A 17,628-nucleotide genomic window follows, 5' to 3' on the forward strand; every position below is an offset into this window, starting at 1 on the left:
TCCGTAATTAAGGTTGCGCGTGGCGGTGAGCGGCCGAGTAGGCGCCGGTCACGTAATGTTCGAGCTGACGTTCGATGTCGGTCAGCAGGCTCGATGCGCCGATGCGGAACAGATGCGGTTCCAGCCACTCGTTGCCCAGTTCTTCCTTCATCAGGGACAGGTACTGCAGCGCGGCCTTGGCCGTGCTGACGCCGCCCGCAGGCTTGTAGCCGATCTTGAAGCCGGTCTGCTCGTGGTAGTCGCGAATCGCGCGCACCATGGTCAGCGACACCGGGATGGTGGCGTTGACCGACTCTTTACCGGTCGAGGTCTTGATGAAGTCCGCGCCGGCCATCATGCACACCCACGATGCCTTGGCCACGTTTTCCAGCGTGACCAGTTCACCGGTCGCCAGAATCGCTTTGACGTGCGCTTCGCCGCAAGCTTTGCGGTAAGCCAGCATCTCGTCGTACAGCGCTTGCCAGTTGCCGGTCAGGACGTGCTGGCGGGTGATGACGATATCGATCTCGGTCGCGCCAGCGGCCACCGACAGTTCGATCTCGCGCACCTTGGTTTCCATGCTGGTCAGGCCGGCCGGGAAGCCGGTCGACACGGCGGCGATCGGCAACCGGCCTTGCAGCACTTCCACCGCCGGCTTGATCATCTCGTGATACACGCAGACGGCGCCGGTGGCCAGGTTGACGTCCTGCAGGCCCAGTGCCTCCACCAGATCGGCGCGCAGCGGACGCAGCGCCTTGCGGCACAGGCGCTCGACGCGGCCAGGAGTGTCGTCGCCGGACAGCGTGGTCAGGTCGATCAGGCCGATGGCCTTGACCAGCCACGCGGCCTGGTATTCCTTCTTCACCGTGCGGCGGTTCGCCAGGCTGGCGGCGCGGCGGTCCGAGGCCGATTTATTAACGCGGATGTGATTAATCCAGCTGAGGTCCAGCGGGACCGCTTCATTGCGCTTGAAGTCGCTCATAACAGATTGCTTCCGTTCGAAAGTGGCTTGACGCCGAGGTGATGGGCCAGGGTCTGGCCGATGTCGGAGAAGGATTCGGAAATGCCCAGCGATTGCGCTTGCACCTTCGGACCGAAGAAGATCATCGGGATGTGTTCGCGGGTATGGTCGGAGCCTGGCCAGGTCGGATCGCAGCCATGGTCGGCGGTGATCACCACCAGATCGTCCGGTTGCAGCTTGGCGATGAATTCCGGCAGGCGCGCATCCATTTCATGCAGCGCGTTCGAATAGCCATTGACGTCGCGGCGATGACCGAAAGCCTGGTCGAAGTCGACAAAGTTCACGAAGGTCAGCGATTTGTCGCCGGCTTCGTCGGCCACTTTCAGCAGCGCGTCGAACAGCGCCATATTGTCCTTGCCCTTGACCACGCGCGATACGCCTTGTGTGGCGAAGATGTCGCTGATTTTACCCAGCGCGATCACTTCGCCGCCATCGTTCTTCACGTGGTCCAGCAGCGTAGGCGCTGGCGGGGCGACCGCATAGTCGTGACGGTTGGTGGTGCGGGTGTAATTGCCGTTGGCGCCGACGAACGGACGCGCGATCACGCGGCCGATGTTGTACGGCTCCACCAGTTTGAAGGCGATCTCGCACACTTCATACAGGCGCTCCAGACCGAACGATTCTTCGTGCGCGGCGATCTGCAGCACCGAGTCGGCGGAGGTGTAGATAATCGGCTTGCCGCTGGCGACATGCTCGTCGCCGTGCTTGTTGATAATTTCGGTGCCCGAGGCGTGGCAATCGCCGAGGAAGCCCGGCACGCCGGTCAGTTCCTGCAGCTTGGCGGTCAACTCGGCCGGGAACGATGGCACGGTTTTCGGGAAGTAGCCCCAGTCGAATTCCACCGGCACGCCGGCGATTTCCCAGTGGCCGGACTGGGTGTCCTTGCCGGTCGAACGTTCGCGCGCGGCGCCGTAGGCGGCGGTGAAGCCTTCGCGTTGGGTGAAGCCGGTGGCCCATTCGCCGCTGGCCAGATGCGCGGCGGCGGTCAGGCCCAGGTTTTCCATGGTCGGCAGCGACATCGGCTTGCCGCTCTTGGCGACTTGCTCGGCGATGTGGCCGAAGGTGTTGGCGCCGGCGTCGTTGTACTTCGCCGCGTCGGGCGTGGCGCCCAGACCAAACGAATCGAGCAGCAGGATAAATGCGCGTTTCATAACGAGACTCCTAAAAAGCAAAAGGGCGGACTAGCCGACCCTGTTTGGTTCCTTAAGCCTGCGGCGTTTTCGCTACATTGCCCAGGAAGCCCAGGATCACTTCAACCAGCGAAGTCGCCGCAACGGCAGCGTACTTCAGGGTCTGTTCATGCGACAGCGGGAACGGCGACAAGCCTTCGGCCAGATTGGTGATGGCCGATACGCCCACCACTTTCAAACCGCAGTGACGCGCCGACACCACTTCCGGCACCACCGACATGCCCACCACGTCCGCGCCCAGCGTCTTGAAGGCGCGGATTTCCGCAGGCGTTTCAAAGTTAGGACCGGCGTAGGCGATGTACACGCCTTCATGCAGCGTCACGTTTTTCTCTTTGGCCGACGCTTGCAGCAGCGCGCGCAGTTCGGCGTCGTAGGCATTGGCCATGCTGAAGAAGCGCGGACCGAAACGCTCATCGTTCGGGCCCATCATCGGGGTGCCCGGCAGGAAGTTGATATGGTCGGTCAGCGCCACCAGCGAACCGGCGTCCACTTCAGTGCGCAGCGAACCGGCCGCATTGGTCACGAACAGCATTTCGCAGCCCAGCAGCTTCATGGTGCGCACGGCGCTGGTCATCACGCCCAGGCCATAGCCTTCGTAGACGTGGCCGCGGCCCTTCATGCACACCACCTGCACGCCCGCCAAGGTGCCGATCACCAGCTCGCCGGCATGGCCGTGCACGGTGGAGATCGGGAAGCCCGGCAGCTGATCGTAGCCAATGGTGATCGCGTCGGTCATTTGTTCCGCCAGCACGCCCAGACCGGAACCAAGAATCATCGCTACACGCGGCTTGAAGCCTTCTGGAAGACGGGAGCGAATAATGTCGGCGGCCTGAAATGGGGAATTATTAGACATGAAATCCTCGAATATTTTTGATGTGACTGGGGAAGCTGACACTATGCATCATCGTCCATATGTATGGCAAATACCATTTTTCTTATCCATTTATACAAATCACATATAAATCAGGCGTATTATAAACGACAGAAAACTGAGCCGCAGCGCAGCCATTGACCGCATTCAGACAAATGTTTACCATTAAGGACAATTGTTTAACGAGGCCACTACCGTGTCCGATTCCTCCAAAAAGGACCAGCTCTACCAGCTGATCCGTGCCAACCCCTTTATCTCCCAGCAAGACCTGGCGGTAGAGCTGCGCCTGTCGCGCTCCGCCGTGGCCGGTCATATTGCCAGCCTGATCCGCGAACGCCGCCTGCTCGGCCGCGCCTACGTGCTGCCGGACAAGCGCCCTGTAGTCTGTATAGGCGCTGCCAACCTCGACCGCAAGCTGCGCACCATTGCCTCGATGCAACTGGGCACCTCCAATCCGGCCACCGCCGAGGAAGTCTATGGCGGCGTGGCACGCAATATCGCCGAAAACCTGGCCCGGCTGAGCCTGCCGGTCGCGCTGCTGACCGCGCTGGGCGATGACGGCGCCGGCCGCAATCTGCAAGATCACGCGGAAGCCGCCGGCATCGACACCCGGGGCAGCCTCAAGCTGCAGGACGCCGCCACCGGCACCTACACCGCCATCCTCGACGACAAGGGCGAACTGGTGGTGGCGCTGGCCGATATGGCGCTGTACGACCGCATCACGCCCGACTTCCTGACCAGCCGCCTGCCGCAGCGCGCGGCCGCCGCCATGACCGTGGTCGACCTCAACCTGCCGGCCGACAGCATCGCCGCGCTGCTGGACAGCGCGCGTCACGACAACGTGCCGCTGGTGATCGTGGCGGTATCGCAGCCGAAGATGGCGCGCCTGCCGCAAGACCTGCGCGGCCTGCGCCTGCTGATCCTGAATCGCGGCGAACTGGAAACCCGCGCCGGCCGCGCCCTGCCCACCGAGGCCGACGTGCGCGCCGCCTGCCACGCGCTGCGCGAACAGGGCGTGCAGGATGTCATCGTCACCTGCGGCAGCCAGGGCGTCTACCACACCCGCGACAGCGAACTGGTGTGGCTGGCCGCGCATCAGGTGGACGTGGTCGACGTCACCGGCGCCGGCGATGCGTTTTCCGCCGCCGTGTGCTGGTCACTGTATCAAGGCAGCGGCGATCTGACGCTGGCCTGCCGCCGTGGCCTGAAGGTCGCGGCGATGACGCTGGAAAGCCCCGAGACCGTGTCGCCAGTACTGGCCGCCGACGTGCTCGACGAAATACACGATTTTGACTTGAGCGCCCCACTCTTCCCAAGTAAAGGATAAAACCATGCACCAATACCTGCTGTTCTCGCCGGAAGTGGCCGCCGCCCGTGCCGCCGGCAAACCCATCGTCGCGCTGGAATCGACCATTATTTCGCACGGCATGCCGTATCCGCAAAACGTGCAGATGGCGCGTGAAGTGGAACAGATCATCCGTGATGGCGGCGCCGTGCCGGCCACCATCGCCATCATCGGCGGCAAAATCTGCATCGGCCTGTCGGATGAACAGCTGGAGCTGCTGGGCACCGCCGGCGACGCCATCAAGGTCAGCCGCCGCGACCTGCCGTTTGTTCTGGCACAGAACAAACTAGGCGCGACCACCGTGGCCGCCACCATGATCTGCGCCGAGCTGGCCGGCATCCAGGTGTTCGTCACCGGCGGCATCGGCGGCGTGCATCGCGGCGCCGAAACCAGCTTCGACATCTCGGCCGACCTGCAGGAACTGGCGCACACCTCGGTGGCGGTGGTGTGCGCCGGCGTCAAATCGATTCTGGATATCGGCCTGACGCTGGAATACCTGGAGACGCATGGCGTGCCAGTGGTCAGCGTCGGCCAGCGCGGCTTCCCGGCGTTCTTCACGCGCGAAAGTGGCTTCAACGCCGACTTCCAGCTGGACACGCCGGCCGAGCAAGCCGCCTTCATTCACACCAAGTGGACGCTGGGCCTGAAAGGCGGCATCGTGGTCAGCAATCCGGTGCCGGCCGCCGAGGCCATGCCGAAGGAAGAAATCGACCGCATCACCGAACAGGCGCTGGCGGAGGCCGAGCAGCAAGGCGTCACCGGCAAGAACGTCACGCCGTTCCTGCTGGCGCGCATCAAGGCGCTGACCGAGGGCCGCAGCCTGGCCACCAATATCGCGCTGGTGAAAAACAACGCCCGCTGCGGCGCCGCGCTGGCGGTGGCCCTGCTGCACAGCTGACAACACCACCATGTCCATCGACCTCAAACAACTGAAGTACTTCCTGGCCGTGGCCGAAGAAAAAAGCTTCAGCCGCGCGGCCGAACGCCTGCACATCTCGCAGCCACCACTGAGCCAGCAGATCATGAAGCTGGAGAGCGAACTGGGGGTCAAACTGTTCGCCCGCACCACCCGCACCTTCGAACTGACGGTGGCCGGCAAGGCGCTGATGAACGAGGCAACCGACCTGCTGGCCAAGATGCGCATGACCATCGACACCATCCGCCAGATCGATCGCGGTGAGGTCGGCCGGCTGCGCGTCGGCATCGTCGGTTCCGCCATGTGGGGGCCGATTCCCAGCCTGCTGGAGGAGTTCCAGACCAAGTTCCCGCGCGTGACCTGGACCCTGCACGAACTGGGGCCGACACTGCAATACGAAGCGCTGCGCGCCAAGCAGGTTGACGTTGGTTTCTGGCGCGAGCCGCGCCTCAACGAGGACGATTTAAAGAACGATAATCTGCGTCAGGAACTGTGCTTCCGCGAGGACGTGTGCGTGGCCATCAACGAGCATCACCCGCTGGCCAAGCAGGAAGCCATCGAATTGATGGACATCGCCGACGAACCGATGCTGACACTGGCGCTCGACAAGTCGCCCTTCCCGCGCTACCTGCTGCAATGCTGCGTCAACGCCGGCTTCCAGCCGACCATTTTCCAGGAAGCCTCCGAGCCGCAAACCTTGCTGGCCATGGTCGGCGCCGGATTGGGCGTGGCGCTGATGCCGGAAACCACCAGCCGCATCGGCTGGCCGGGCGTGGTGTTCGTACCGATCCGCACCAACCCGCCGTCGGCCAATCTGTACATCACCTACACCACGCAGGATGACGCGCCGGTGGTGCGGGCTTTCCTCAACATCCTGAACCCGCCGGCGCGCGCAGATTAGTGCGTCAGTCCGCCCGCCTCGCGCATATCGACCGTGTGCGCGAGCGTGGTGCGGACCGCGATACGCAAGCCTTCGACCACGTCTTCCAGTTTCATGCTGGCCGCGCCCGGATGCTGCGCCGCCTGTTGCGGCAGATAGGGAATATGAATGAAGCCGGCGCGCATGGTGGTACCCCACTCGTGCGCCGAATGCATCAGACCATAGAACACATGGTTGCAAACAAACGTGCCGGCGGTCTGCGACACCGACGCCGGCAGGCCCGCCTCGCGCAGCTCGTGCACAATGGCCTTGATCGGCAAAGTGGAGAAGTAAGCGGCCGGGCCGCCATTGACGATAGCTTGATCCACCAGCACGCGTTGCTGGTTGTCCGGAATCGGCGCGTCATCAACGTTGATGGCCACGCGCTCGACTGAAATATCAACCCGGCCGCCAGCCTGGCCAACCGCGATCACAATGCTGGGCTGCAGTTCTTCCACCGCACGGTGGACCACTTTCAGCGCGTGACCAAATACACACGGCAGCTGCCGCACATGGACCACGAATTCGCCTTCGTGCCAACCGTCCAGCTGACGCACTGCTTCCCACGAGGGATTGATGGTCTCCTTGTTGAACGGCTCAAAGCCCGTTAACAATATTATCTTTTTCATCTCGCCTGCTCCGGTGATGCTCAGACCCGAAAGCGTCTCACAGATTCATCAAAAAATAAAGGAGCGCAATATTTGCTAACAATAATGGCAACGCGGTCGGCACTTGCATTTTTACCACCGCGTTCTTGTCCGGCAGTTCCAGCAGCGCGGCCGGCACGATGTTGAAGTTGGCCGCCATCGGCGTCATCAGCGTGCCGCAGTAAGCGCTGAACATGCCGATCGCCGCCATCACCGCCGGGTTGGCATGGTAGACGCCGACCAGCACTGGAATGCCGACCCCGCCCGCCATCACCGGAAAGGCGGCAAAGCCATTCCCCATGATGATGGTGAACAGCGCCATGCCGACGCAGTAGACCGCCACCGCCACCAGCCGCACGTCCATGTTGATGTAAGAGGTGACCACGTGCGCCACCGCCTTGCCCATGCCTGCCTCGGTGAACAACAGACCCAGCACGGCCAGCATGTGCGGCAACACCACCGCCCAGCCCAGATGGTCGATCAGGCGGCGCGATTCGCGCATCGCCTGGGCCGGCGTCGAGCGCGTCAGCCAGCAGGCGGTGGTAACCGCGAACAGCGAGCCGCAGCCGAGGCTGACCAGGGTCAGGTTTTTCGGATCGAGCAGGAACAGGCCGTCCCATTTGACGTCCTTGAACAATGTGGAACCGATGACGGTGGTGATGGGAATCAGCAGCGCCGGAATCAGCAGCTTGTGGCCCAGCCGCTGCGCGCTGTCGCGGCGTTGATCCGCCGTGCGCTCGCCGTAGCGGCCCAGCGTGACGCCGCCGAAGCCGGCGATCAGCGCCATCACCGCCATCAGCACGCCGGCCAGCACCGGCGGCAGATAATCGCCAGCCAAGTAGATCAGCGCATACAGCGCCCAGAACAGCGCGCTGCTATAGCGCTTGGGATTGTGCGGATCGCGCAACGCCATCCACGCCACCGCCAGCAGCATCGCGCCCAGCACGTAAAAGAAGAAATCCAGCGTGACGATCATGCGGCGCTCCGGGCGATCGCCAGGTCGAGGCGGCGCAGGCGCCAGGCGTGAATCACGAAAGCGCAGATGGCGGTCGGGATGCCCCACAACGCCATGTGCAACGGATCGACTTCCACTCCCTCGCCGCGCAGAATGGTTTGCATCAGCACGATGGCGCCGAAGGCGACGAAAATATCCTCGCCAAAGAACAGGCCGACATTATCGGTGGCGGCCGCCATGGCGCGGATGCGGTAACGCATGTCCTGCGTGATATTGGGATAGCGCACCTCGGCGGCGCCCTCCGCCATCGGCGCGATCAGCGGCCGCACCATATTGGGATGGCCGCCGATGCTGGTCAGGCCGAACGCGGCCGCCAATTCGCGGATGGCCAGGTAGACGATCAGCAACCGGCCGGTGGTGGCCGAGCGGATGCGCGCGATCGACGCCTGCGCGTGTTCTTTCAGGCCGTGCCGCTCCAGCAGGCCGATGGCGGCGATCGGCAACAGCAAGATCATCGGCAGGTTGCGGGTCTTGATGAAGGCCGTGCCCAGCGTGGCCAGCAGCTGGTCGATCGGCATGGCGGCGGTGAGGCCGGTGACGATGCAGGCGGCGATCACCACCAGCACCGGATGGGCGCGCAGCGCGAAGCCGGCGACAATGACCGCCACCCCAAGCAGCGGCCACAAATTAACGACTGTGTGATTCAAATCCGGCTCCCAAAGAAAAATCCCCGCAGGGCGCGGGGATTGTAACCTTAGAAGCTCATCTTGAACGAAGCACCCCAGGTACGCGGCTCATTCAGCATGCCGGTCAGGTTGTCAAAGTCGATGGCGCCGATGATGACCTGCTTGTCGGTGATGTTGCGGCCAAACGCAGCCACTTCATACTTGCCGTCGCCCCATTTGTAACCCAGGCGCACGCCACCTTCGGTCAGCGGCTTGGCCTTGTACTCCGGCGCTTCGTACAGGAAGAAGTTGTAGCTGCTGCGGTAGGTCCAGTCGGTGTAAGCGTAGAACTCGCCGTTGCCGACTTCGGTGCTGTACTTCAGCGTGAAGTTGGCCTGCGTCTTCGGCGCGCGCGGCAGCGGGTTGCCGTTGATGCTGGAAGTGCCCGCGAACGGACCTGCCTTGTTGGTCGGGGTGCAACCGCTGGACGCGTTGTTACTCACGTTGCCGCAATACTGCACGAACAGGTTCGGGTCCTTGATCTCGGTATCGTTGTAGCTGTAGCCGAAGGTGCTGCTGAAGCCATAGCCCAGGTTAGCCTGCAGATCCAGCTCCACACCCTGGCCAATGACCTTCTCGGCGTTGATCAGCTGGTTCATATTGACGCTGCCGCTGCCGGCGGTCAGCTGCTTGTCCTTGACGCGGTATTTGAACACCGACGCGCTCAGGCGCGCGCGCTTGTCGAACAGATCCTGCTTGACGCCGAACTCACCCGACAGCGCTTTCTCGGCGTTGGCTTGCGACGGCACGTCGGTCAGGGCACTCAGGCGGCCCTGCATTGACGGCGCGCGGTAACCGGTGGCGACGCGGGCGAACAGATTGGTGTTCTTGTCCAGTTCATAGGTGCCGCTCAGATCCCAGCTCAGGTTGTTGGAATTGCTGTGCAGGTCGTGGGTCACCGTGGTCAGCGTGGTCGAACCGGTTGGGTAGTCGATACGCGAGGCCGAGAAGTCCTTCTTGTCGTTGGTGTAGCGCAGGCCGCCGCGCAGCTTGAATTGCTCGGTAACCGCGTAGTTCAGGGTGCCGAACGCCGCCCACGATTTGTTTTTCTGATACTGCACCGCATACGCCGGGCTCAGCACGTTGCCGACGCTGAAGGTGTTGTAGGCAACCGAGTTGATCTGGATGTTCTCGTCAAAGAAGAACAGGCCGCCAATCCACTGCAGCGGACCGCTGTAGTTGGACTCGGCACGGAACTCCTGACTGAACTGCTTGTGGTTCGGCAGTTGGTCTTCGGTCTCGACCGCGAACGGGATGTAGCCGGGGCCGTACGGCGGCGCGTATACCGCGCCATAGCCGCCGTCGACGTCGGCGCGGCTGTAGAACTCCAGCTTCTCGTAACCGGTGATCGAGTTCAGCGTGATGTCGTTCAGGTTGTACTTCAGGCGCACGCTGCCGCCCTTGGTTTCCAGGCGCTGATAGTTGATGCCGTCGCTAGGATAAGAACCGTAGTCGAAGCCATCCACCAGGTCGTTGGTGCCCTTCTTGATGATGTTGGCGCGGAACAGCGTGGCGGTGCCGTGATAGTCGCGCTCGTGGTAGTTGAACAGCGCGCTGAAGTCCTTGCTCGGCTGCACCAGTGCTTGCAGGCGGAAGGCGTTGTCGCCATAGCCTTCGAAGTCCTGGGTGCCCTTGCCGGCGGTCGGATTGGTGTTGTGCACGCGATCGTCGCGATGCTGGGTGGTGCCGGAGAAGCGCAGCGCCACAGTGTCGCTGACCGGGATGTTGAACACGCCTTCGGCATTCTTGGCGCCGAAGTTACCCACGCCGAGTTGCAGATAGCCTTCGGTCTTGAACACCGGCTTGGCCGAGTCGAACTTGATGACGCCGGCCGGCGAGTTACGGCCAAACAGCGTGCCCTGCGGGCCGCGCAGCACCTCGACCTGCTCCACGTCGAACACCGGGAAACCCTTCAGCATGGCGTTTTCCTGCACCACGTCGTCCATCACGTAGCCGACCGGCTGCGAGGCGTTGAGGTCGAAGTCGGTATTGCCCAGGCCGCGAATGTAGAAGCGCGGGAAGGTGCGGCCATAGTCGGATTCGACGTTGACCGACGGCGAGCGGCCGGCCAGGAAGCGGATGTCGGCGGCGCCGGAGGTCAGCACGTCCAGCTTGTCGCCCTTGAGCGTGGCGATGGACATCGGCACGTCCTTGATGTTTTCAGCGCGGCGCTGGGCCGTCACGATCACTGTTTCCAGCTGGTCTTTGCTGGCGGCGGCCGGGGCGTCCTGTCCCTCAGCGGCTGCCGGCTGGGCGTTGGCCTCAGCTTCGGTGGCCAGGGCCGCGTGCAGCGGAAAAGCGCTGGCGACGGCCAGGGCGATCAACGATCGCACTGCGAAACCTTGTTTGCTCATTTTGTCCTGCTCCCTTGATTGTGTAGTGGATATTTATTATTGAATCTGTATCGAAACTGAACGTGGAGCGCATATCGATATACAAATTACCAATCATGCTAGCACGGAAAAAATTGCAGGAAAGAGCACTTTTGGCGGAATTGATTCATATCTATTTTGAATAAATCACTAAGTAAAAACGAATTTGTCCTACATATCGGCACTGATGCATAGTATTGGACTCCCTGCGGATGGGGCTAAGCGAACGCTTGCTCTATGAAATCGGGGTAGCCCGGCAAGCCGCATGGACGCGTGATTTTTTCCAAACGGACAAAAAAGCAACAATATAAAAATATTTAATTCGGCGGACGCTGTTGTTGCAGTGCGACATACATTCTTGGACGGTAGATGAACAACATGCTCGAACACAGCCGCCTGCAGGCAGTTGGCAGGCTGGGACAACAAATCTGGCTCGACAACCTGAGCCGCGACCTGCTCGCCTCCGGCCGCCTGGCCGAACTGATCGCCGAAGACGGCGTGCAAGGGCTGACCTCGAATCCCGCCATCTTCTATCAAGCCATCCAGCACGATCCGGCCTACCAGGCCGCGCTGCCGCTGCTGCGCACCGCCCACGCCACGCCGGAAGCGCGCTTTGAAGCGCTGGTGATTCCCGACGTGCAGCGCGCCTGCGACCTGTTCGCGCCGCTGTACCGCGACAGCGATGGCCGCGCCGGCTTCGTCAGTTTTGAAGTGTCGCCGCGTCTGGCGCATGACGCCGACGCCACCGTGGCCGAGGCCAAACGACTGTGGACGCTGATCGCCCGCCCCAACCTCATGATCAAGATTCCGGCCACGACGGCCGGCATCGCCGCGCTGGAGCAAGTCATTTACGCCGGCATCAACGTCAACATGACGCTGATCTTTGCCGCCAGCCAGATTCAGGCCGTGCGCGCCGCCCACCGTCGCGGGCTGGCACGCCGCTTGCAAGACAAATTATCGGTACAACGCATCGCCAGCGTGGCCAGCGTGTTCATCAGCCGCATCGACGTCGCGGTCGATGCGCTGCTGCCGGACGGCGACCCGCTGCGCGGCCAGGCGGCCATGGCCGCTGCCCGCATCGCCTACGCCGACTGGCAGCAGGACAGCGGCTTCGGCGTGTTCGCCGCCTTTGGCGCCACGCCGCAGTGGCTGCTGTGGGCCAGCACCGCGACCAAGACCGCGGCCGAGCGCGACGTGCGTTATGTGGAAGGCTTGATCGGCGCCGACACCATCAACACAGTGCCGGACGCCACGCTGGCCGCGTTCCGCGCACACGGCGTGGCTGAAACCACGTTAACGCGGCAGGTGGAAGGCGAGCGCGCGCTGCTGGCGCAGCTGGCGCATCGCGGTATTGATTTGGAAACTATCGGTGAGCAATTGCTGGCGGCGGGGCTGCTGCAATTCGAGCAAGCTTTTAGCAAGTTGCTAGCACTTACCGAGTGAAATCAGGGATTTAGAGGAATTAAACGGCCGGGAATTATATGTTTCGGCCAATAAAAATATACAATACGGATCTTCCAGGAGCCTATTCATGAAACTTTCACAACTTAGTTTGACGGTTGCAGCACTGTTTGTCGCTGCCAGCGCGTCCGCGGCTGACCCTAAGCTGGGCATCGTGTATGACGCAGGCGGCAAGTTCGATAAGTCGTTCAATCAATCCGCTTTCGAAGGCGCATCGCGCTTCAAAAAAGACACCAACATCAATTTCATCGAGGTCCAGGCCTCCAGCGATACCCAGGCTGAACAGGTGCTGCGCGGCCTCGCCCGCAAGAACCTCGACCTGATCGCTTCGATCGGCTTCGCCCAGCAGGCGGCGGTGCAGAAGGTCGCCAAGGAATTCCCGAAAGTCCACTTCGTGCTGATCGACGGCGTGGCGCAAGGCGCCAACGTCAACTCCATCACCTTCAAGGAAGAAGAAGGTTCCTACCTGGTCGGCGTGGCCGCGGCCATGGCCTCCAAGTCGAAGAAGCTGGGCTTCATCGGCGGCGTCGACATCCCGCTGATCCGTACCTTCTCCTGCGGCTATGCCCAGGGCGCCAAGGCCGTGAATCCGAAGGTCGACGTCACCTCCAATATGGTGGGCACCACCTCCGATTCGTGGAATAACCCGGCCAAGGGCGGTGAGCTGGCCCGTTCGCAATTCGACCGTGGCGTTGATGTGGTGTTTGCCGTGGCCGGCGGTTCGGGTCTGGGCACGCTGCAAACTGCCAAGGAAAAAGGCAAGCTGGCGATCGGCGTCGACTCCAACCAGAACCACCTGTACCCGGGCACGATCCTGACCTCGATGGTCAAGCGCGTCGACAACGCCGTGTACGACTCCTTCATGCAAATGAAGAATGGCACCTGGAAGGCCGGCGTCACCGCCAAGGGTCTGAAAGAAGGCGGCGTCGATTGGGCGCTGGACGAGAACAACCGCAAGCTGATCACGCCGGAAATCGAGAAGCGTGTGACGGGTGCGCGCAAGGACATCATCGACGGCAAGGTTAAGGTCATCGATATCCGTTCGGGCGCCGCCTGCCCGGTCTAAAATCTGTTTGAACATTGAGCGCGCCGCCGGAGTCATTCTCCGCGCGGCGCGTTTTACTTAATTTAAAAACGATCCTATGCAGCCAGCAGTAGAATTTCGCGGCATCTCCAAGCACTTTGGAGCTGTAAAGGCGAACACGGACGTCAACTTCGCCATCGCCAAGGGCTCGATCCATGGCCTGGTGGGCGAGAACGGCGCCGGCAAATCGACCCTGATGAGCATCCTGTATGGATACTACCGCGCCGACGGCGGGGAGATCCTGCTCGATGGCCAGGCGCGTCGCATCCACAACAGCCAGGAGGCGATTGCGCTCGGCATCGGCATGGTGCACCAGCACTTCATGCTGGTCGAGAACATGACCGTGCTGGATAACGTGATGCTGGGCAGCGAGGGCGGTTTCAAGCTCAAGCCCAAGCGCGCGCGCGTCGAACAGGAGTTGCGCGAAATTTGCACGCGCTACCAGCTGGACGTCGATCCGCTGGCCACCATCCACGATTTGTCGGTGGGGGCGCAGCAGCGGGTCGAGATCCTCAAGCAGATCTACCGCAGTGCCAATATCCTGATCCTGGACGAGCCGACCGCCGTGCTGACCGCGCAGGAGACCGCGTCGCTGTTCGAGATCCTGCGCCTGTTCAAGGAACAGGGCAAGACCATCATCCTGATCACCCACAAGCTGCAGGAAATTCTCGACATCACCGACACCGTGACGGTGATGCGCGCCGGCCGCGTGGTGGGCGCGGTGCCGACCGCCGGCACCACCAAGGAAGATCTGGCCAATATGATGGTCGGTCGTCCGATTGAAAACAACCTGCCGCGCGCGCCCTACAATCCGGGCGCGCCGGTGCTGCAGGTCGAGAACCTGCAACTGCTGGACGACCAGGGCGTCAAGCTGCTGGCCGATATCGGCTTCACGCTGCGCGCCGGCGAGATCGTGGCGGTTGCCGGCGTCTCCGGCAATGGCCAGAGCGAATTGATGGAGATCCTGTCGGGCATGCGCCTGCCGACTTCCGGCAAGCTGGATTTCCTCGGCAAAGCCCTCCCCGGTCTGTCAACCCGCGGCCGCTCGGATGCCGACGGCCTGCCGCGCAAGTTCCGTGAGCTGGGCATCGGCCACGTGCCGGAAGATCGTCTGCGCGATGGCGTGATCAAAGCCTTCTCGGTGATGCACAACACCATCTTCGGTTATCAGGACAAGCTGAAAAATCGCTGGGGTCTGCTCGACTTCAAGGCCATCGCCGCGCGCTGCGCGGACCTGATGAAGAACTTCGACGTCCGCCCCAACAACCACGACCTGCGTATCGGCCTGCTCTCGGGCGGCAATCAGCAAAAGGTGGTGATCGCGCGCGAAGTGCTGGCGCAGCCCAAGCTGATGCTGGTCGGCCAGCCGACGCGCGGCGTGGACATCGGCACCATCGAAAGCATCCACACCCAGTTGCTCAAGCTGCGCGATGAAGGCGTGGCGATCCTGCTGGTCTCGGTGGAACTGGAAGAAGTACGCGCGCTGGCGGACCGCATTCTGGTCATGTGCGGCGGCCGCATCACCGGCGAACTGAAAATTGAAGAATTCGACACCACTCGCATCGGCCTGCTGATGGGAGGCATGCATAAATCATGAATAAAGACCTGCCACGCTGGGCAACCGGCTTTGTAATGCCCGTCCTGAATCTGCTGTCCGCGCTATTGGTGACGGCACTGGTGATCCACCTGCTGGGCGAGAGCCCGACCGAATCGCTGGCCATTCTGGTCAACAGCGCCGTGGTCAATCCGGAAGGCTTGAGCTACACGCTGTTCTACGCGTCGACCTTCATCTTTACCGGGCTGGCGGTGTCGATCGCCATGCAGGCCGGCTTGTTCAACATCGGCGCCGAAGGCCAGATGTATGTCGGCGGTCTGGGTTTGACCTGGGCCATGCTGGCGTTTGACAGCTCGCTGCCGGCCATCGTGCTGATCCCGCTGGGGATCGCCGGCGCGGCGGTGTTTGGCGCGCTGTGGTCCTTCCTGCCCGGCTATCTGCAGGCGAAGCGCGGCAGCCACGTGGTGGTAACCACCATCATGTTCAACTTCATCGCCTCGCAGTTGATGAACTTCGTGATCGTTAAATACATGATCCCGGACGGCGAGCAGAATCCGGCCAGCCGCGCCTTTGCCGCCGCCGCCGAAATGCCACGCCTGAACCAGTGGTTCCCGGTGCTGGGCGAGACGCCGCTGAACATCAGCTTCTTCCTGGCGATTATCGCGCTGGTGATTTACGGCGTGGTGGTGTCGAGGTCGGCCTGGGGCTACAAGCTGCGCGCCACCGGCTTGAACCAGCATGCGGCGCATTACGCCGGCATCCGCATCAGCAAGATGATCATCGTCGTCATGCTGATCTCGGGCGCACTGGCCGGTCTCGGTTCGGTCAATTCGATCATGGGTTCGACCCATTACCTGTCGCTGAACTTCGTCGGCGGCGCGGGCTTCATCGGCATCGCGATTGCGCTGATGGGCCGTCAGAACCCGATTGGCATCTTCCTGTCCGCCGTGCTGTTTGGCGCACTGACCCAGGGCGGTTTCGATCTGTCGCTGGAAAAGCAGAACATCCCTCCGGAGATGGTGATTCTGGTGCAGGGCGTGATCATCCTGTTCTGCGGTGCGATGGAGAATATGTACGGCCCGGCCATCGCCAAAATGCTGAAATTGAAGAAGTGAGGACGATATGACTTTTGACGATCTCCATATCGGCAGTATCCTGGTATCCACCGTGCGCAACGCGCCGGTGCTGATTTTCGCCGGCATGGCCGGCCTGTTCGCGGAACGTTCGGGCGTGATTGACATCGGCCTGGAAGGCAAGATCCTGGCCTCGGCGTTTGTGTCGGCGGCGGTGGCCTTCACCACCCAGAACCCATGGTACGGCGTAATGGCCGGCATGCTGGCGTCGGTGCTGCTGGCGTCACTGCAGGCTTACGTCGCGATCACCCAGAAGGGCAACCAACTGGTGGCCGGCATCGCCATCAACATCGCCATGAGCGGCCTGACCTTCGTGGTGGCGCAATACATCTTCCAGCAGGGCGGCCGCACCCCGGACCTGGGCTCGGCGCGGCTGTTCGACGTGGTGCTGCCCGGTTCCGCAGCGGTGGAAAACATCCCCTTCCTCGGCTGGTTCTACGCGCACCTGATCGGCGGCCATTCGGTGCTGGTGTACGTCGCCTTCCTGCTGGTGCCGCTGGTGCACTGGATCGTGTATCACAGCCGCTTCGGCCTGCGCCTGCGCGCCTGTGGCGAGAACCCGCACGCCGCCGACGCCGCCGGTGTCAGCGTCGAACGTCAACGCTACTTCGCCATGCTGATCGCCGGCGCACTGTGCTCGCTGTCGGGCGCCTACCTGGCGATCGTGCAGAGCGGCTTCTTCCTGCGCGACATGTCGGCCGGCGCCGGCTACCTGGCGCTGACCGCCATGGTGTTCGGTAACTGGCGTCCGCTGTACACCTTCCTCGGTTGCCTGATGTTCGGCTTCTTCGGCGCGGTGCAAATCCAGATCGAAGGCGTGGAACTGCCGGTGGTCGGCCGCCTGCCGGGCGCGCTGATCCAGATGATCCCTTACGTGCTGACCGTGATCGTGCTGGCCGGCCTGATGGCCAAGTCGGTGGCGCCAAAAGCACTCGGCACGCCGTTCGTCAAATCGCGCTGATTCTTTGTTCCATGACAGCAGGCCCAGAGCCTGCTGTCGCTACTTCGCCAACGACAGAAACAGCTGCGGCTTCACGCGAAAATATTCAGCCAGTTTCCGCGCCAAGGTAGCGTCAATCTTTTGATTGCCTGCGAGTACCGCAGCCAATCGAGAGCTATCAATAATTCCCGCCAAGTCTGCGGCAGTGCGTTCGCCCTGCTCCATCATAAACGCCAACATTTCATGCGGCTCGCTTCGGTCTTGCCCGATAGCAAAGTGCGTTTTTTCATATTCACTGATCATGTCTACCAAGAGGTCGAACAAGCTCGACAGCGGATGGGCTGCGTCCTCGCCTACCACGCTCCAAATTGCCTCCACCAGTTGCAAGGCATGCAGATGATCAGCATCGGCTCTCAGCGGCCGCAATCCGCTAACCAACTCCAACCTCATCCATGCCGCTGTCAGATCATCAATATCAAGCGTCTTTACGTCGTCCGCAAAGTTATTCATGGCTT

The 17,628-nt window shown here is 62.0% G+C and carries 16 protein-coding genes; 8 read left to right on the top strand and 8 right to left on the bottom strand.

Annotation, left to right across the window (positions count from 1 at the left end; translation table 11 throughout):
* Nucleotides 1-7: 7 nt before the first annotated feature.
* The 3 genes from deoC to xapA are packed head-to-tail and all read right to left on the bottom strand — an operon-like array spanning nt 8 to nt 3,043.
* Complete coding sequence (deoC, locus tag GJ699_RS16285) at nt 8-961, bottom strand: deoxyribose-phosphate aldolase (RefSeq protein WP_154378082.1); 954 nt, start codon at nt 959-961, stop codon at nt 8-10.
* The gene (locus GJ699_RS16290) at nt 958-2,151 is read right to left on the bottom strand and encodes a phosphopentomutase (protein WP_154378084.1); all 1,194 of its coding nucleotides are present in this window, start codon (nt 2,149-2,151) and stop codon (nt 958-960) included. Before GJ699_RS16290 ends, deoC begins: the two co-directional genes overlap by 4 nt.
* 52 nt (nt 2,152-2,203) lie before the next feature.
* The gene (gene xapA / locus GJ699_RS16295; protein WP_154378086.1) at nt 2,204-3,043 is read right to left on the bottom strand and encodes a xanthosine phosphorylase; all 840 of its coding nucleotides are present in this window, start codon (nt 3,041-3,043) and stop codon (nt 2,204-2,206) included.
* A 214-nt stretch (nt 3,044-3,257) separates the two neighbouring features.
* Here xapA and GJ699_RS16300 point away from each other — a divergent pair, with 214 nt between their 5' ends.
* From GJ699_RS16300 to GJ699_RS16310, 3 genes are read left to right on the top strand one after another with little or no spacing between them, the layout of a single operon-like run.
* Entirely contained in the window at nt 3,258-4,388 is a 1,131-nt protein-coding gene (locus GJ699_RS16300; protein WP_371867574.1) for a carbohydrate kinase, read from the top strand.
* A 4-nt stretch (nt 4,389-4,392) separates the two neighbouring features.
* Nucleotides 4,393-5,304, top strand: a complete 912-nt coding sequence (locus tag GJ699_RS16305) for a pseudouridine-5'-phosphate glycosidase (protein WP_154378090.1) — start codon at nt 4,393-4,395, stop codon at nt 5,302-5,304.
* A gap of 10 nt (nt 5,305-5,314) precedes the next feature.
* Nucleotides 5,315-6,223, top strand: coding sequence for a LysR family transcriptional regulator (locus GJ699_RS16310; protein ID WP_154378092.1), 909 nt, complete (start codon nt 5,315-5,317; stop codon nt 6,221-6,223).
* Here the strand turns inward: GJ699_RS16310 and pcp are convergent.
* From pcp to GJ699_RS16330, 4 genes are read right to left on the bottom strand one after another with little or no spacing between them, the layout of a single operon-like run.
* Nucleotides 6,220-6,870 carry a pyroglutamyl-peptidase I gene (gene pcp / locus GJ699_RS16315; RefSeq protein WP_154378094.1) on the bottom strand — a complete coding sequence of 217 codons (651 nt, stop codon included), beginning with the start codon at nt 6,868-6,870 and terminating at the stop codon, nt 6,220-6,222. The two genes, GJ699_RS16310 and pcp, sit on opposite strands and share 4 nt — an antisense overlap.
* A 37-nt stretch (nt 6,871-6,907) precedes the next feature.
* The gene (locus GJ699_RS16320; RefSeq protein WP_154378096.1) at nt 6,908-7,864 is read right to left on the bottom strand and encodes a DUF979 domain-containing protein; all 957 of its coding nucleotides are present in this window, start codon (nt 7,862-7,864) and stop codon (nt 6,908-6,910) included.
* Nucleotides 7,861-8,550, bottom strand: coding sequence for a DUF969 domain-containing protein (locus tag GJ699_RS16325; RefSeq protein WP_154378098.1), 690 nt, complete (start codon nt 8,548-8,550; stop codon nt 7,861-7,863). The genes GJ699_RS16320 and GJ699_RS16325 overlap by 4 nt, the downstream gene beginning before the upstream one ends.
* Before the next feature lie 47 nt (nt 8,551-8,597).
* Entirely contained in the window at nt 8,598-10,922 is a 2,325-nt protein-coding gene (locus tag GJ699_RS16330; protein WP_154378100.1) for a TonB-dependent receptor, read from the bottom strand.
* Nucleotides 10,923-11,309: 387 nt separating this feature from the next.
* On the opposite strand from GJ699_RS16330, the gene tal reads away from it, so the two are divergent.
* The 5 genes from tal to GJ699_RS16355 all read left to right on the top strand — a co-directional run bounded on the left by tal (nt 11,310) and on the right by GJ699_RS16355 (nt 17,134).
* Nucleotides 11,310-12,383 carry a transaldolase gene (gene tal / locus GJ699_RS16335; protein ID WP_154378102.1) on the top strand — a complete coding sequence of 358 codons (1,074 nt, stop codon included), beginning with the start codon at nt 11,310-11,312 and terminating at the stop codon, nt 12,381-12,383.
* Nucleotides 12,384-12,471: 88 nt separating this feature from the next.
* Nucleotides 12,472-13,467, top strand: a complete 996-nt coding sequence (locus tag GJ699_RS16340) for a BMP family lipoprotein (RefSeq protein WP_154378104.1) — start codon at nt 12,472-12,474, stop codon at nt 13,465-13,467.
* Nucleotides 13,468-13,543: 76 nt separating this feature from the next.
* Complete coding sequence (locus tag GJ699_RS16345; protein ID WP_154378106.1) at nt 13,544-15,082, top strand: ABC transporter ATP-binding protein; 1,539 nt, start codon at nt 13,544-13,546, stop codon at nt 15,080-15,082.
* On the top strand, nt 15,079-16,155 hold the full coding sequence (locus GJ699_RS16350) for an ABC transporter permease (RefSeq protein WP_195763564.1): 1,077 nt from the start codon (nt 15,079-15,081) through the stop codon (nt 16,153-16,155). Before GJ699_RS16345 ends, GJ699_RS16350 begins: the two co-directional genes overlap by 4 nt.
* A 7-nt stretch (nt 16,156-16,162) precedes the next feature.
* The gene (locus GJ699_RS16355) at nt 16,163-17,134 is read left to right on the top strand and encodes an ABC transporter permease (RefSeq protein WP_154378108.1); all 972 of its coding nucleotides are present in this window, start codon (nt 16,163-16,165) and stop codon (nt 17,132-17,134) included.
* Between the two features lie 39 nt (nt 17,135-17,173).
* Here the strand turns inward: GJ699_RS16355 and GJ699_RS16360 are convergent, their stop codons facing one another.
* Nucleotides 17,174-17,623 (bottom strand): helix-turn-helix domain-containing protein, encoded by a 450-nt coding sequence (locus GJ699_RS16360; protein ID WP_154378110.1) that lies wholly within the window; start codon nt 17,621-17,623, stop codon nt 17,174-17,176.
* Between the last annotated feature and the right edge of the window lie 5 nt (nt 17,624-17,628).

This window comes from Duganella guangzhouensis (genome assembly GCF_009674535.1).
Classification (GTDB): domain Bacteria; phylum Pseudomonadota; class Gammaproteobacteria; order Burkholderiales; family Burkholderiaceae_D; genus Rugamonas; species Rugamonas guangzhouensis.